The 15,178-nt window shown below is 70.9% G+C and carries 11 protein-coding genes; 10 read left to right on the forward strand and 1 reads right to left on the reverse strand.

Annotated elements, in window-relative coordinates:
• Positions 1-235 precede the first annotated feature (235 nt).
• Entirely contained in the window at positions 236-1,375 is a 1,140-nt protein-coding gene (locus WBK31_RS24425) for an ABC transporter substrate-binding protein (protein ID WP_406673201.1), read from the forward strand.
• 26 nt (positions 1,376-1,401) lie between these two features.
• Positions 1,402-2,307, forward strand: coding sequence for a carbohydrate ABC transporter permease (locus WBK31_RS24430; RefSeq protein WP_378787372.1), 906 nt, complete (start codon positions 1,402-1,404; stop codon positions 2,305-2,307).
• Positions 2,308-2,482: 175 nt separating this feature from the next.
• On the opposite strand, the gene WBK31_RS24435 is transcribed toward WBK31_RS24430, so the two are convergent.
• A complete protein-coding gene (locus WBK31_RS24435) occupies positions 2,483-2,758 on the reverse strand; it encodes a hypothetical protein (RefSeq protein ID WP_406673202.1) in 276 nt (91 codons plus the stop codon).
• Positions 2,759-2,865: 107 nt separating this feature from the next.
• On the opposite strand from WBK31_RS24435, the gene WBK31_RS24440 reads away from it, so the two are divergent.
• The 8 genes from WBK31_RS24440 to WBK31_RS24475 all read left to right on the forward strand — a co-directional run bounded on the left by WBK31_RS24440 (position 2,866) and on the right by WBK31_RS24475 (position 15,165).
• Positions 2,866-3,108 carry a hypothetical protein gene (locus WBK31_RS24440; protein WP_406675525.1) on the forward strand — a complete coding sequence of 81 codons (243 nt, stop codon included), beginning with the start codon at positions 2,866-2,868 and terminating at the stop codon, positions 3,106-3,108.
• 2 nt (positions 3,109-3,110) lie between these two features.
• Positions 3,111-5,024, forward strand: coding sequence for a hypothetical protein (locus WBK31_RS24445; protein WP_364056167.1), 1,914 nt, complete (start codon positions 3,111-3,113; stop codon positions 5,022-5,024).
• 8 nt (positions 5,025-5,032) lie between these two features.
• Positions 5,033-5,800 carry a hypothetical protein gene (locus WBK31_RS24450; protein ID WP_364056170.1) on the forward strand — a complete coding sequence of 256 codons (768 nt, stop codon included), beginning with the start codon at positions 5,033-5,035 and terminating at the stop codon, positions 5,798-5,800.
• Complete coding sequence (locus WBK31_RS24455; protein WP_364056173.1) at positions 5,797-7,617, forward strand: right-handed parallel beta-helix repeat-containing protein; 1,821 nt, start codon at positions 5,797-5,799, stop codon at positions 7,615-7,617. Before WBK31_RS24450 ends, WBK31_RS24455 begins: the two co-directional genes overlap by 4 nt.
• A 176-nt stretch (positions 7,618-7,793) precedes the next feature.
• On the forward strand, positions 7,794-10,760 hold the full coding sequence (locus WBK31_RS24460) for a glycosyl hydrolase (protein WP_406673203.1): 2,967 nt from the start codon (positions 7,794-7,796) through the stop codon (positions 10,758-10,760).
• A gap of 610 nt (positions 10,761-11,370) precedes the next feature.
• Positions 11,371-12,813: a pectinesterase family protein gene (locus tag WBK31_RS24465; protein WP_406673204.1), complete on the forward strand. Its 1,443-nt coding sequence runs from the start codon at positions 11,371-11,373 to the stop codon at positions 12,811-12,813.
• Positions 12,814-12,830: 17 nt separating this feature from the next.
• On the forward strand, positions 12,831-14,201 hold the full coding sequence (locus tag WBK31_RS24470; protein WP_406673205.1) for a hypothetical protein: 1,371 nt from the start codon (positions 12,831-12,833) through the stop codon (positions 14,199-14,201).
• A 58-nt stretch (positions 14,202-14,259) separates the two neighbouring features.
• The gene (locus tag WBK31_RS24475) at positions 14,260-15,165 is read left to right on the forward strand and encodes a nucleoside hydrolase (RefSeq protein WP_406673206.1); all 906 of its coding nucleotides are present in this window, start codon (positions 14,260-14,262) and stop codon (positions 15,163-15,165) included.
• Positions 15,166-15,178: the final 13 nt, after the last annotated feature.

Consider the following 15,178-nt stretch of genomic DNA (forward strand, 5'->3'; position numbering starts at 1 on the left):
ACCACATATCCCCTTGACGACCCCATGTGACCAACGTATTAAATAATCGCTAATCGAGTACCGACCCATTAAAAGGCGTCGCAAATCTCGCCCCCTTGGAGGTGCGATGCGTTCCCCCGACCGTCCCTCGCCCTATCGGCCCTCGGCTGCCTGCTCGTCCTGACCGGCTGCGGCGGGCGGCTTCGCCGGCGACTCCCAGGCACGCCAATCCGAGGGCGGCAAGGTCACCGTCCGCATGCTGGTCAACATCAGCCCGAACCTCACCCAGACGTACTGGGAGGGCCTGGTCAAGCCGTTCGAGCAGGCCAACCCCGGCATCGACGTCAAGATCGAGGCGCCCACCGGCAAGGGCGTGGCCGACACGCTCCCGCAGCAGCTCGCCGCCGGCAACGCGCCCGACGTGGTCGAGACGCTGATGGCCGACGAGACACTGGCCGAGCAGCTTCTCGACCTGACCGACCAGCCGTGGGCGAAGGACACGCCGCTGGCCGAGCAGGCGAAGCTGGGCGGGAAGATCTACACGGTCGGCGTGGGGGTGCAGGCCCAGTCGCTGGTCTTCTACAACAAGACCGCCTTCGACAAGGCCGGGATCAAGGAGCCGCCGAAGACGTTCGACGACTTCGACGCCGCCATGGCCAGGCTCAAGGACGCGGGCTACCTGCCGCTGCAGACCGGCGGCGACTTCCTCACCGGGCTGCAGGTGCTCCAGCTGTCCAATCCGAGCAGGGCGCAGCTCTACCCGAACTGGCAGCAGGACGTGAAGGCGGGCAAGCTCAAGGCGGGCGAGTCGCTGCTGCCCTACCTGGAGCGCTACCGCACCTGGATCGACAAGGGCTACGTCGACAAGAACGCGCTCGGCATGAAGTACGCCGACGCCGAGACCGCCTTCCTGTCCGGCAAGTCCGGCATGTACATCACGGGAAGCTGGTTCACCGCCTCCGAGGCCAAGGCGAAGAAGGACTTCGAGGTCGGCGTCTTCCCCGCCCCCGTCAACAAGGGCCAGACCTACCCCGGGCCGCAGGGCGAGACGCTGGCGGCCCCGTACATGATCCTCAAGTCCACCCCCCACAAGGACGCGGCGCTCAAGCTCGTCCAGTGGCTGGTCACCGACCCCGAGGCGGTCAAGAGCCAGCTCGCCCAGGACGGCAACTTCCGCTCCGGCGTCGAGCGCGACTTCACCCCGCTGGAGAAGGAGGTGCAGAAGATCCTCGACGAGGCGCCGCAGGGCGTCCCGCAGGGTGAGGGCTACGGCGACGCCACCCTGCCCAAGGGCTTCAACGCCGCGTGGAACACCGAGGTCCAGGGCCTGTACGTGGGCAAGTCGCCCAAGGAGGTCGCCGAGGGCGTCGACCGCTGGCTGGCCGGCAAGTCATGACGCTCACCCGGGAGGCACCCCCCGCGGTGCGACGCCCCCTCGTACGCGAGCGCGTGAGGCGCCGCCACGAGGGCCTGGCCACCACGCTGATGGTGGCCCCGGCCACCGTCCTGTACGTCGTGATGCTGATCGTCCCGGTCTGCCTGGCCTTCTGGCTGAGCCTGACCGACTGGGACGGCTTCAGCGCCGACCCCGCCTTCGTCGGCGCCGCCAACTACCTCGACCTGCTCGACGATCCCGAGCTGCGCCGCGCCGCGCTGGTGACCCTGCTCATCGCCGCGGCCGGCACCGCCGGGCTCAACCTCTGCGGGCTCGGCTTCGCCCTCCTGGTGAACGGCTCCTCCCGGCTCAACACGTTTTTCCGGATCGTGCTGTTCTACCCGCACGTGCTGAGCGCCCTCGTGGTCGGCTTCCTCTGGTCGGCCATCCTGGGCACCACCGGCGCGGTCAACAACCTCGTCACCACGTGGGGCGGTGAGGTGCTGCCGTTCCTGTCCGACCCGGCCTGGGCCACCGTCACCATGATCGCGGTGCTGGTGTGGGCGGGCTTCGGCGTCAACGTCGTGCTCTACCTGGCCGGGCTGCAGGCGGTGCCGCACTCGCTGATCGAGGCGGCCCGCATCGACGGGGCCACCCGGTGGCAGGTGTTCAGGAACGTCACGCTGCCCGCGCTCGGGCCGTCGGTGACGGTGAACATCGTGCTGTCGCTGGTGACGCTGCTGAAGACGTACGACCTGGTCGTCTCGCTGACGGCGGGCGGCCCGGCCGGTCAGACGCAGACCGTCGCCTACCTCATCCTCTGGAACTCCTTCCACGACGCCAGGCTCGGCTTCGGCTCGGCGCAGTCGGTGATCCTCATGCTGGTCACAGGCGCGCTGGCGTTCGTGGTGACGAAGCTGCGCAGGCGCGGAGAGCTGGCGGTGCACCAGTGAGAAAGACGTTCCTGTGGGCGGCCACCGCCTTCATGCTCATCCCCCTGTACGTGCTGACCGTCAACGCGTTCAAGGGCCAGCAGGACATCCTGTCCAGCCCGTTCGGCCTGAGCGGGCTGACCCTCGAACCGCTCGGCAGGGCGCTCACCAACCCGAACTTCAACGTGGCCAAGGGCTATGCGATCACGCTGCTGTTCGTGGTGGCGGTCAACGTGCTGTCGGTGGGGCTGGCCGCGCCCGCCGCGTACGTGATCGCGCGCAGCCCCAAGCGCCGCTTCCGCGTCCTCATGCTGTTCTTCCTCGCCGGCACCTTCATCCCCGGCCAGGTGCTGGTCATCCCCGTCGTGTACGTGCTCAAGACCCTCGGCCTGATGGGCACCATCCGCGGGTTCGTGCTGTTCGAGACCACGCTCACGCTGCCGTTCTCGATCTTCCTGTACGCCGGCGACATCGCCACCATCCCCGCCGTGCTCGACCAGGCGGCGGCGGTGGACGGAGCCTGGCCTGCGGACGTTCTGGCGCATCGTCTTCCCGCTCATGCGGCCGGCGGTCGCCACGATGGTCATTCTCAACACCTTCTCGGTGTGGAACGACTTCGTGAACCCGCAGATCATCCTCGGCCCGGGCAGCGGCCTCTACACCGTCACCACCGGCGTCTACGCGGCGGTCAGCCAGTACTCCACCGACTACTCCGTGGTCTTCCCGACGCTGCTGCTGGCCATCGCTCCCCTGCTCGTCTTCTTCGTCTTCATGCAACGGCACATCATCAGCGGCCTCACGGCAGGAGCTACGAAAGGGTGACCATGCGCGAGATCAGAGCGACCGTACCGCTCGGCGCGCCCCCGGCCTGGGCGGTGCTGGAACGCCGGCTGTTCGACGCCCTCGACGAGGCCTGGCGGGCCTTCGCCGCCCGCTACTGCGCCCCGGACGGGCGGCTGATCTACCACGGCCCGGCCGCGGACCGCGACGGAGCCGACGACTTCTACGAGGCGTTCTTCAACTGGCCGACCCTCTACCAGCTCGGCGGCGCCGACGACCTGCTGGAGGCCGCCAAGCACCACTGGGAGGGCGTCACCGCCCAGCTCACCGAGCTGGGCTACCTGGTGGACGAGTACGAGCGCGGCTACGACTGGTTCCACCAGGGCGAGTCGATGCTGCTGTTCTACGGCATCTGCGCCGCCGACCCGCGCGACGAGCGGTTCGCCGCGCGCGCCCGCCGCTTCGCCGAGCTGTACCTGCCGGGCTCGGCCAACTACGACTCCGAGCACGACATCATCCGCGCCCCGCACAACGGCGCCGTCGGCCCCCGCTACGGCCTGCAGTGGGAGTGGGCGTCGTACCACACCGACCTGGTCAGCATGCGGCCGTTCGGCCTGCCGCTGCGCGACCTGCCCGGCATCACCCGCTGGGAGGACCTCGCCGACCCGTGCAACGCCGCCCGCATGGGCGCCGCCATGCGCGAGCGCATCGGACGGGGCGACGTGGCCGTCAACCTGGCCGCGACCAGCCTCGCGGTCAACGCCTGGCTGTACGACGGCGAGGACCGCTACCGCGACTGGGCGCTGCGCTACATCGGCGCCTGGCAGCGCAGGGCCGAGGCCAACAACGGCGTCATCCCCGACAACGTCGGCCCGTCCGGCATCGTCGGCGAGCTGCACGGCGGCCGCTGGTACGGCGGCAACTACGGCTGGCAGTGGCCGCACGGCCTCTACAGCGTGGGCGCCGCCGCCGCGATCGCCGCCGTCAACGCCCACCTGCTGACCGGCGACGACGCCGCGCTCGCCATCGGCCGCGACCCGCTCGAGGCCGTGTACGAGCACGCCAGGCAGGCCGCCGTCACCGAGACGGAGATGAGCATCAGCGACCGCTGGCTCGCCGAGCTGGGCGACGAGGCGGGCAAGCCCACCATGCTGGTGCCCAACCGGCACGACGACTCCGGCTGGTTCGACTTCCAGCCGCCGCAGCTCGGCTTCCCCGTCTGGCTCTGGCACCGGTCGCTCGGCCGGCCCGACGCCGACCGGCTGGAGCGGCTGCGCCGCGCGTCCGGCTACGACTGGACGGTCGTGCGGCCGTTCCGCAACAAGGAGGAGGCCGGGCACGAGGCGCCCTGGCTCGAGTACCTGCGCGGCGCCAACCCCGCCTACCCCGAGCGGATGCTCACCACCGCGCTCGGGCAGGTGCAGCGGCGCATGGCGCTGATCGAGGCCGACGACGCCGACCTCGCCACCATCCACGTGCACCACTGGCAGCGGCTCAACCCGGTGCTCACCGAGGCGCTGCTGCAGCTCGTCACCGGCACCCCGCAGGTGCTCTACAACGGCGGCCTGCTGCCCACCCGCCTGGCCTACTTCGACGCCGACAAGCACCGCCCCGGCCTGCCGCCCGACGTGGCCGCCCTGGTCGGCGCGGTCCGCGCCGACGGCACCGAGCTCGAGCTGGTCAACCTCAGCCTGAGCAGGACCAGGCGGGTCGTGGTGCAGGCGGGCCAGTTCGCCGAGCACGACTTCGACCACGCCACCGTCACCGCCGCCCCGGCATCCGGCGACGGATACCCGGGCGATCCCCGCGACTACACCGCACCTCCCATCCACGAAAGCGAGCAGGAGGTGGCTGTGCACGGCCCGCGGCTGCTCGTGGAGCTGCCGCCCGGCCGCCGCATCCGGCTCGACCTGCACACGACCGCGCGCGTTCGCACGCCGTCCCACCAGCACTACTGAGGAGTCACATGGACGAGGCCATCTGGGATCTCCCCGTTCGCGGGTCGCTGCCCGCCGACCCCGATCCCGCGCTCGTGGCGGGGCTGTCCCGGATCAGCTCGGCCACCGCCTGCGCCAAGCTGCACGCCCAGGGAATCCGGCGGACCTTCATCGAGGGGCCGCGCCCCATCGCCGCCGGGCAGAAGATCGCCGGACGGGTCCGCACGCTGCAGTTCATGCCGCAGCGCGAGGACATCGCCTCCGGACTCGGGCAGGAGTACGTCGAGCGGCACACGGCCCTGTGGCACGTGCTCGAGGACATCCGGCCCGGCGACGTGCTCGTGGTGCAGGCGTACGGCAGCGCCTACACCGGCTGCTTCGGCGACATGCTGGTCCGCTATTTCAAGCGCAGGGGCGGCGCGGGCATCGTCGTGGATGGCCGGATCAGGGACCTGCCGCGCGTGAGCGGCATCGGCCTGCCGATCTGGTGCACCGGTGCCACCCCGCACTACGCCTCGCAGGCCGAGCTGTTCCCCTGGGCGTACGACGTGCCGGTGGCCGTGGGCGGAGCGCTCGCGCTGCCCGGCGACCTGTGCGTGGCCGACGACGACGGCGCGGTCATCGTGCCGCTGCGCCGGGCCGCGAAGGTGCTGGAGGCGGCGGCCGACCACGAGCAGTGGGAGCGCTACAGCAGGGCCCGCATCGAGGAGGGCGGCGCGCTGTCCGACTACTACCCCCTCACCCCCGAGACCCGCGCCGAGTACGAACGGTGGCGGGAGGTTAAGGAGAGCCAGTGATCCTCAGGTCCATCGGCGCCGTCGCGTTACTCCTGGGCGGCTTGACCGCCCCCGCGACCACGTCCGCCACCGCCGGCGCCAAGACGTGCGACTACTACGTGGCCACCGACGGCAGCGACCGCGGCGACGGCAGCGCCAGGAACCCGTGGAAGTCCATCGAGCAGGCCCGCGACCAGCTCAGGAAGCCGAACTACCGCAAGAACTGCGACATCGTGGTCAACATCAAGGCCGGCGACTACGTGGTGGACAAGACGATCGAGTTCACCGACGCCGACTCCGGCCCGGACGGCCACACCATCACCTATCGCAGCGCCGACGGCCCAGGCAAGGCCCGCCTGGTCGGCGCCCGGCCGCTCACCGGCTGGGAGAAGTACAAGGACGACATCTACAAGACAAAGGTCGACCGCACCTTCTACACGCTCTTCGAGGACGGCGTACGCGCCACCACCGCCCGCTACCCCAACAGGACCGCCGACGACCTGTGGTCGCCGTACCTGTTCTCGGTGACCCCAGAGGCCGAATACCAGGCCGTGCACAACTGGCTGTTCTTCGACCCCGAGGACATCCCGCAGGAGTGGGACCCCGACTTCGACAAGAACGCCCAGATGGTCGTCTGGTCGGGCGGGTCGTGGAGCTGGTTCACCGACCACGTGCCGCTCGGCGGCGCCGACTTCCGCAAGCACTTCTTCACGCTCAACCACGACGCCCGCTTCGCCCTGGTGAACAGCCGCAGCGGCTCGCGCTACTTCCTGCAGAACACGCTGCGCTTCCTCGACCAGCCCGGTGAGTACTACTTCGACTTCGAAAACAGCGAGGTCTACTACTGGCCGAAGACCTCCATCGACAAGGTCATGGCCCCCACGGTCAAGACGATCATCTCGCTGCACGGGTCGTCGCCTGACAAGCGGGTCGAGCGCCTCGCCTTCGACGGGCTCGCGCTGCAGTACTCCGATTTCGTCGAGTGGTACCGCTACGGCTGGAACTCCTCCGGCGACTCCGGGTACGAGCACAAGTACCCCATCTACGACCGGCAGATCGAGATGCCGCGCAACCGGTTCGGCATGATCACCCTGGAGAACACCCGCGACATCGACCTGACCAGGCTGCACATCTCCGACACCGGCTTCACCGGCATCTTCATGCTGTTCGCCAACGAGCGCGTCAAGGTGGCCGACAGCCTGCTCGCCAACCTCGGCGGCGACGGCATCAAGGTCGAGGGCGGCTACCCCGGCGAGGGCGACATCTCCGGCCACCACACGATCTCCAACGTCTACATCGACCACGTCGGCGAGATCGTGCCCGGCGACGCCTCCGGCATCGAGCTGATGAGCACCGGCAACAACCAGGTCAGCAACGTCGTGGTCAAGCACAGCGCCCGCTACGGCATCAGCCTGGAGGTCCGCCCCGAGATCGCCAACGCCGACAACTACGCGAGGAACAACCGCTTCTCCTACATCCGCCTGGAGGAGACCGGCCTCGACAGCGGCGACATGGGCGCGTTCTACACCTACGGCGTGCACAACACCGAGCCCCACGCCATCGACAACTACGTGGACCAGATGGTCATCGGCGACGTGCTCAACGACCCCGCGGGCCAGATGCCCGACTCGGGGACGCGCGGCGTGCACATGGACGCCGGCGGCTGCGGGTTCGCCATCTCCAATGTGGAGGTGGGCGAGGTCAGCGACGACAAGTACCAGGCGTACCAGTGCAACGAGGTGACCAACGCCAACTGGCAGGACGGGTTCGACCGCTCGAAGATGGAGTACGACAAGATCGGCGTGACCAGCGCGTTCCCGTACCCCGTCCCCGCCTGACCGATCAGGGATCCCGGCCGGTCCCCGCGTGGGCCGGCCCCGCAGACCGGGGCGCCGGTCCCGCCGGCCCGGCGCCCCTTCCAGTCCCGCGCCTGTCCGCAGGACCTCGCCCTGGACGGGCGGCTCGCCGTCCCCCTCCGCACCACCCCCGCAGGACCTCGTCTCCTGGAGCGCCCGTGCCCGCATCCACCCCCCACGGCAACCCTCCTCTCCCCCGCTCCCGCCCGGCCGCCTCCGTGACGCGGCGCGGGTTTCTCGTGCTCTCCGGGGCCGCCACCGCCTCGGCCGCGCTCGCCGGACGCCCGCTCATCTCCCCCGCCGTCGCCGCCCCCGTACCGTCGGCCGGCTGGTTCGCCGAGCCCGGCGCGGCCGCGCGGCCGATGGTGCGCTGGTGGTGGCCGGACGCGCTGGTGGACCCGGTCGAGATCCGGCGCGAGGTGGACCAGCTCGCCGACGCCGGGTTCGGCGGCGCGGAGATCGCGGCCGTGCACCACAGCATCGCCGACAAGTCCGTGCTCGACCCCGAAGGGCACGGCTGGGGCACGCCCGCATGGAACGCGGCCGTCGCAGCGGCGCTCGACCAGGCGGCGAGGCGCGGCCTCACCATCGACCTGACCATCGGCCCCGCCTGGCCGGCCGCCGTACCGACGATCACGCCCGAGAGCGAGGCCGCCTGCAAGGAGCTGGCCTACGGCTCGGTGGCGGTGGCGGGCGGCACGACGTACCGGGGGCCTGTGCCGCCGCCCGCCGTGCCCGGACGTGCGGCGCGCACGCTGCTGCTCGTCCAGGCGGCCAGGGTCGAGCCCGCGCACTCGACCCGCGACGAGACCGGCCTCGACCCCGCCTCCCTGCGGACCGTCCCCGTGGACGGCGAGACCGTCACCTGGACGGCGCCCGGCGACGGCGAATGGCTGCTGATCTCCTACTGGCAGCGCGGCTCCGGCCAGCGGCCCGAGTCCGGCCCGCACACCGCTCCCGAGTCGTACGTCGTTGACCACTTCAGCCGCGCCGGCACCCAGGCGGTCATCGGCTTCTGGGAGTCACGGCTGCTCACCCCCGCCATCCGCGGACTGCTCAAGCGGGCGGGCGGCGCGCTGTTCGAGGACTCGATCGAGATCGAGAGCGACGCGCTGCCGTGGACGCCCGAGCTGCCCGCCGAGTTCGAGCGACGGCGCGGATATCCCCTCACCGACGTGCTGCCGGTGGTCGTGCTGGCCGACGAGGACCCGGTGTTCGCCTTCGACCCCGTGCTGACCAGGCACGCCCGCAAGGACTACTGGGACACGGTGTCCGAGCTGTTCAACGAGCACCACTTCACGGCGCTGCGCGACTGGGCCCACTCGCTGGGACTGCGGCTGCGGGCGCAGCCGTACGGGCTGCAGACCGACGCCATCGAGGCGGCGGCCATCCTCGACGTACCGGAAGGCGAGTCGCTCGGCTTCAAGAACCTCGACGACTACCGCTGCCTGGCCGGGGGGCGGGACATGGCGGGGCGCGAGGTGCTGTCCTGCGAGGCGGGCGCGTACGCGGGCGGCGCCTACACGACCACGTGGCGCAGGCTGCTGCTGACGATGGGCGGCGCGTACGCGGCGGGGCTCAACCAGACGGTGCTGCACGGCTTCTCGTACGCGAGCGCGCCGGGCGCGGCGTGGCCGGGGTTCGCGGCGTTCACGCCGTACGGCGGGTCGGTGGGGTACTCGGAGTCGTGGGGGCCGCGCCAGCCCACCTGGGAGCATGTCACCGACATCTCCCGATATTTCGCGCGAATTCATCTGATCATGCGGCAAGGGGTGCCGCGGGTGGACGTGGCGGTGTTCCGGCAGACCGGCTACACCAAGACCGGCATCGGCGCCACGTGGTTCACCGGGACCGGCGTGCCCTCCGGCTGGACCCACCAGTTCGTCAGCGGGCCGCTGCTCGGCCTGCCCGGCGCCCGGGTCACGGACGGGCGGCTGGGGCGGCCGGCGTACAAGGCGCTGTTCGTCGAAGGCGACCGCTTCGGCGGCAACGAGTGCACGATGACGCTCCACGTCGCCGAACGGCTGCTCGGGTTCGCCCGCGCGGGGCTGCCGATCGTGCTGCTCGGCGCCTGGGAGTCGGCCTCGGTGCCGGGCGTGCCGCGCGACGGCGAGAACGACCGCCTGCGCGCGCTCGTCGCCGACCTGCTGGCCGAGCCCACCGTACGCAGGATCGACAGCGCCGACGAGGTGCCCGGCGCGCTCGAAGCGCTCGGCGTCCGCCCCGACGTCCGGTACGCGGCCCCGTCCACCCTGCTCACCATGCGCCGCGTGGCCGGCCGGGTGGACTACTACTACCTGTGCAACGGCAAGCACCAGGAGAACGTCAAGCCGCCGGTCACCGCCATCGACCACGAGGTGACGCTGGCGCGCACCGACCGGGGCGGAGTGCCGTACCTGCTCGACCCGTGGACCGGGCGGGCCGAGCGCATCGCCCGCTACATCGAGGACGGCGACGCCATCCGGCTGCGCGTCACGCTGCGGCCCGGGCAGGCCCGCATCGTCGCCGTCGGGCGTCCCGGGCTGTTCGGCGACCGTACGGGAAAGCGCCCGCACGCCACCGCCACCACCGCCGACCTGGTGCGCTACGAGGACGGCCGGCTCGTCGTCCGCGCCACCGCGCCCGGCACGTACACCACCACCCTGTCCACCGGCCGCACCGTCACCAGCCGCATCGGCCCGCTCCCCGAGCCCGCCGAGCTGCGGGCCTGGCGGCTCACCGTGCGCGACCGCCGCCCGGACGGCGAGCGGACTCACACGCTCGACCTCGACGGGCTCGCGCCGTGGCACGACCTTCCCGGGCTTGAGGACGTCTCCGGTGTGGGGACGTACGCGGCCACGGTGGAGCTGGACGGGCCCGCGTACCTGGAGCTCGGCGAGGTCACCGACACCTGCAGGGTCCGCGTCAACGGCCGCGCGCTCGACCCCGTCGACCTGCTGCATCCCGTCGTGGACCTCGGCCCGCACGTCAAGCGCGGCAGGAACACCATCGAGGTGGAGGTCGCCACCCCGCTCGGCAACCGCCTCCGCCAGTCCGACCCGTCCGTCTACGGCTCGCTCCCCCGCCAGCCGTACGGCCTCCTGGGCCCGGTCCGCCTGGTCCCGTACGGCGAAACCCAGCTCTGACCTCGCACACGCGCGCCGATCCCGCTCATCCTGCGCGGTTCGGCACGCGCGTTCACGGCCGGGCCGCCGGCAGGCGACGCTCCGCCGCTGCGGCAGGCCGGCTCTGGAGCGGGGCCCGCGCCCCCGGACGTCCCGGCCCGTCTCACCCGAGGGCCGTGCGGCGGCCGGATGCGGCGGACGATCTCGCCGGCCACGCGGCCGTGTGCGGCCGACGTGGTGATTCTCGTGCGGCCGGCGCCCGGCGTGAACGCGGCGGCGCCGTCCTCGCCGATCGTGACGCCCCGACGGGCTGAACGCGAACAGCTCGCGCTGGTGATCTCCAAGCCGGTGACGGTGATCGGCGCGCCGGAGCCGAGGACGAGCGCGGCGGCCTCGGGGTCGCTTGTGAACTCGTGCTCGGGCGGGCGTGTCAGCCCGCCCTGCCCGACGGCGACCACCGCCGCCGCTGCCGACCGGGCGCGCCTGCCCGCCCCCTACGCCCTTGCCCTGGGCGTCACCCGCCGCGGACGGAGCGGTGGGGGACGACGGTCATCACACTTGACCGAGGGTTACCCGAGGTCTACATATATATTCACAGCCAACTATCCATTCGCGCAGAGAAGGGCCGAATGTGAAGGCATCGATCCCGGTTCTCGCCGCCGTCACCGCACTCGTCTTAGGCACCGTCCCAGCCGCCGCAACGGAGGCGGGCCCCCGGTTCTCCGTCCCCGGCCGTACCGGCGCGACCTGCGTGGACGCGCCGCTGACGATCACGTTCCCCGAGCCGGTGTCACTGGGCACGTCCGGGGCGATCGAGATCCGCACGGCCGACGGCACGCTCGCCGACCGCATCGAGGCGGCCACCGCCAAGGACGACAGGAAGAACATCGGACAGGCGGTCTCGGACACGGGCCTGCCGCACGACTTCTCGTACGAGTCGATCATGGTGGAGGGGAACACCGCCACCGTCTACCCGCACCACCGCCTCGACTACGGCCGCACGTACACGGTGACCGTGGAGGCCGGGGTCTTCCCCGGTCACGGCCCCGCGAGCTGGCGCTTCACCACCACCAAGCGCCGCCCGCACGACCAGCGCAGGCTGGCCGTCTCCGCCAAGGGGACCGGCGACTTCTGCACGGTGCAAGGAGCCATCGACGCCGTGCCGCTCGGCAACGACCGGCCGGTGACCATCGACGTCAAGCCAGGCGTCTACACCGAGATCGTCTACGTCCGCGAGGACCGCCCGCACATCACCGTCAAGGGCGCGGGCCCCGGCCGCACGGTGATCCAGTACCCGAACAACGACGTGCGCAACGGCGACAAGGCGCTGAGCGACGGCGGCCCCGAGGACGTGTGCCCGCGCCGCGTGCTGGAGACCTCAGACCTGCACAACTGCTGGCGGCAGACGTTCGGCGTGGACGCGGCCGACTTCCGGCTGACCAACCTCACCGTGCACAACACCACCCCGGACGGCGGCTCGCAGGCCGAGGCGTTCCGCGGCAACAACGACCGGATCGTGCTGGACCGGGTGCACCTCGTCAGCTTCCAGGACACGCTGCGGCTGCAGGGCAAGGGCTTCGTCACCCACAGCAAGATCAGCGGCGACACCGACTTCGTGTGGGGCACGGGCACGGTGTTCATCCAGGACTCGGAGCTGCAGTCCACCGACCGCGGCTACATCTCGCAGAGCCGCAGCGACGAGACGCGGCCCGGCTACGTGTTCGTGCGGACGAAGCTGACCAGGGCCCCCGGCGTGCCGGACGCGTCGGTGGTGCTCGGCCGCACCGCCGTGTGGCGCTTCACGCACAGCCAGACCGTGTTCATCGACACGAAGATGGACGCCCATGTGGCACCGGTCGGCTGGCAGATCGACCCGGACGACTGCGCGCAGGCCCAGACGGCCGAGTTCTGGGAGTACGGCAGCACGGACCTGGCGGGCAACCCCATCGACACCTCGCAGCGGCTGGCCTGCTCCCGTCAGCTCACCCCCGAGGAGGCGGAGCGGTGGCGCGACCCGGCGTTCGTGCTGGGCGGCTGGAACCCGCTGCGCGACCGCCCGGCCGGGACGTCATGAAGGAACGGAGAGGCGAGATGACGGTACGGGACGCGGGCATGGAGCCTTCACACGACCCCGGCGCCCGAGCAGACGCCAGGCACGACTCCGGCACCAGCGCAGGAAGAGCGGGGCAGAGCAGGCGTGCGGTGCTCGGCGGCGTGCTGGGCGGCATCGGCGTCGCCCTCGCGGCGACGGGCCCGGCCGCGGCGGCGCCCACCCCGGGCGGCGATCCGGCCGGCTCCGCAGGCGGCACCCCGGCTGGTTCTTCAGGCGGCGTAGCGGGGGCGCGGGCGAAGGCCAGGCCGGTGTCGCCGGTGAACGCGGAGGTCGCGGCGAGGTTCGGCCCCGAGTACAAGACGCTGCCCGCCGCCGTGGCAGGCGTGGACATCGAGCCGCTCATCGGCATCACCAGCACCGAGGACATCGCGGCCCGGCGGCAGCGGATGATCGACTTCATCTGGAAGGGCGCCGGCCTGCCGCAGGGCCTGCCGACCGTCGAAAAGGGCGTGGACGCCGCCGAGTTCGCCTCGCTCACCGGCGTGCGCAGGATCGACCTGCTGACGGTGCCGCTGCGCTACCGGATCTCCGCCAAGGTGTACGACCTGCTGCCCCGCAAGCCGTGGAACCGCCGCCTGGCCCTCTACCACAACGGCCACGGCGAGCCACCGGAGACGATGCTCCGCACCGTGCAGGCGCTGCTGGATCGGGGCTACCGGGTGATGGCGTACGCGATGCCGTTCCACCACTGGAACGGCGGCCAGCAGATCGAGGACCCCGCGAACCCGGGCACGATGCTGCCGAGCCCGTCGCACCGGGAGCTGGTGCCGTGGGAGAGCGAGTCGTTCTCGACGCTGGCGTTCTTCCTGGAGCCGCTGGTCGTCACCCTCAACTACGCAGAGGCGACCTACCGCCCGGCCTCGGTCGAGATGCTGGGCCTGTCGGGCGGCGGCTGGACGACCACCGTGTACGCGGCGCTCGACCCGCGCATCAACCACAGCTATCCGGTGGCCGGGTCGCTGCCGTTCTTCCTGCGCCCCGCATCGCCGAAGCCGAGCCCCACGGTGGGCGACTGGGAGCAGACCAAGGAGTCGTTCCCCGGCTTCTACTCCTCGATCACCGCCGGCACGGCGGACGACTACCTGCAGATGTACGTGATGGCCTCGATCGGCGAGAACCGTGGCCAGCTCCAGATCCTCAACAGGTTCGACGACTGCTGCTTCAACGGCGTGAGCCATCGGGTGTACGCGGCGCCGCTGCGCGACCGGGTGCGGCTGCTCGCGGGCGGGCGGCCGGAGCACGGCCGCTGGGACCTGCTGGAGGACGCCACCCACGGCGATCACACGATCTCGCCGTACGCGCTTTCCGTCATCCTCTGGGATCTTGACAGCACAAATGTCACAACCTAATATCAGAATATAGATACATTAGCGAATAAATATTCACCGGCCATTTGTGGAGGGCCGCATGGCGGGCAGGATTTTCTCTCACCGGCGCCGCGTCATCATCAACAGCGATGCGAAGAACGAAGCGGACGACCAATTCGCGATCGTGCACGCCCTGCTCTCTCCGAGCCTCGACATCAGGGGCCTGATTCCCGCGCATTTCGGCAACCGCCGTACCCGGCACAGCCTTGAGGAGAGCCGCGCGGAGATCGAGCTGCTGCTGCGGCTGATGAAGCTGGAGGGCCAGGTGCCGGTGGCGGACGGCGCGCCGTACGCGCTGCCCGACGCCTGCACCCCGGTCCCCTCGCCGGGCGCCGAGCTCATCATCGAGGAGGCCATGCGCGAGGGCGCCGAGCCCCTCTACGTCGCCTTCCTCGGCCCGCTCACCGACATGGCCTCGGCCCTGCTGCTGGAGCCGCGCATCGCCGAGCGGGACGTCACCGTCATCTGGATCGGCGGCGGCGGTTACGACGGGCGCGGCCCCCAGGACGGCCGTCCCGAGTTCAACCTGTCCAACGACATCGTGGCGGCCAATCTCGTCTTCTCGTCGGCGCTGAAGGTGTGGCAGGTGCCCGCGCCGACGTACCGGATGATGGCCGTCGGCTACGCCGAGCTTGACGCCAAGGTCGCGCCGTGCGGCGAGATCGGCGAATACCTCGTACGCCAGCTCGTCGAGTGGAACGAGCGGCGGCACCGCGGCTCCATCGAGTTCCGCGTGCTCGGCGACTCGCCCGCGATCGGCCTGATGCTGCACCCCGACTGCGGCACCTGGGTCGAGCGGCCGGCGCCGAACTTCCGCTACGACGGCACCCTCGACTTCTCCAACGCCAACCGGCCCATCCGCACGTACGACTCCATCGACGCGCGCTTCATCCACGAGGACTTCTTCGCCAAGCTGCGCGCCTTCGCAGACGGCGCGGGCCGCTGAGCACACCCATCAG

This window comes from Nonomuraea sp. N2-4H (genome assembly GCF_045291505.1).
Taxonomy (GTDB): domain Bacteria; phylum Actinomycetota; class Actinomycetes; order Streptosporangiales; family Streptosporangiaceae; genus Nonomuraea; species Nonomuraea fastidiosa.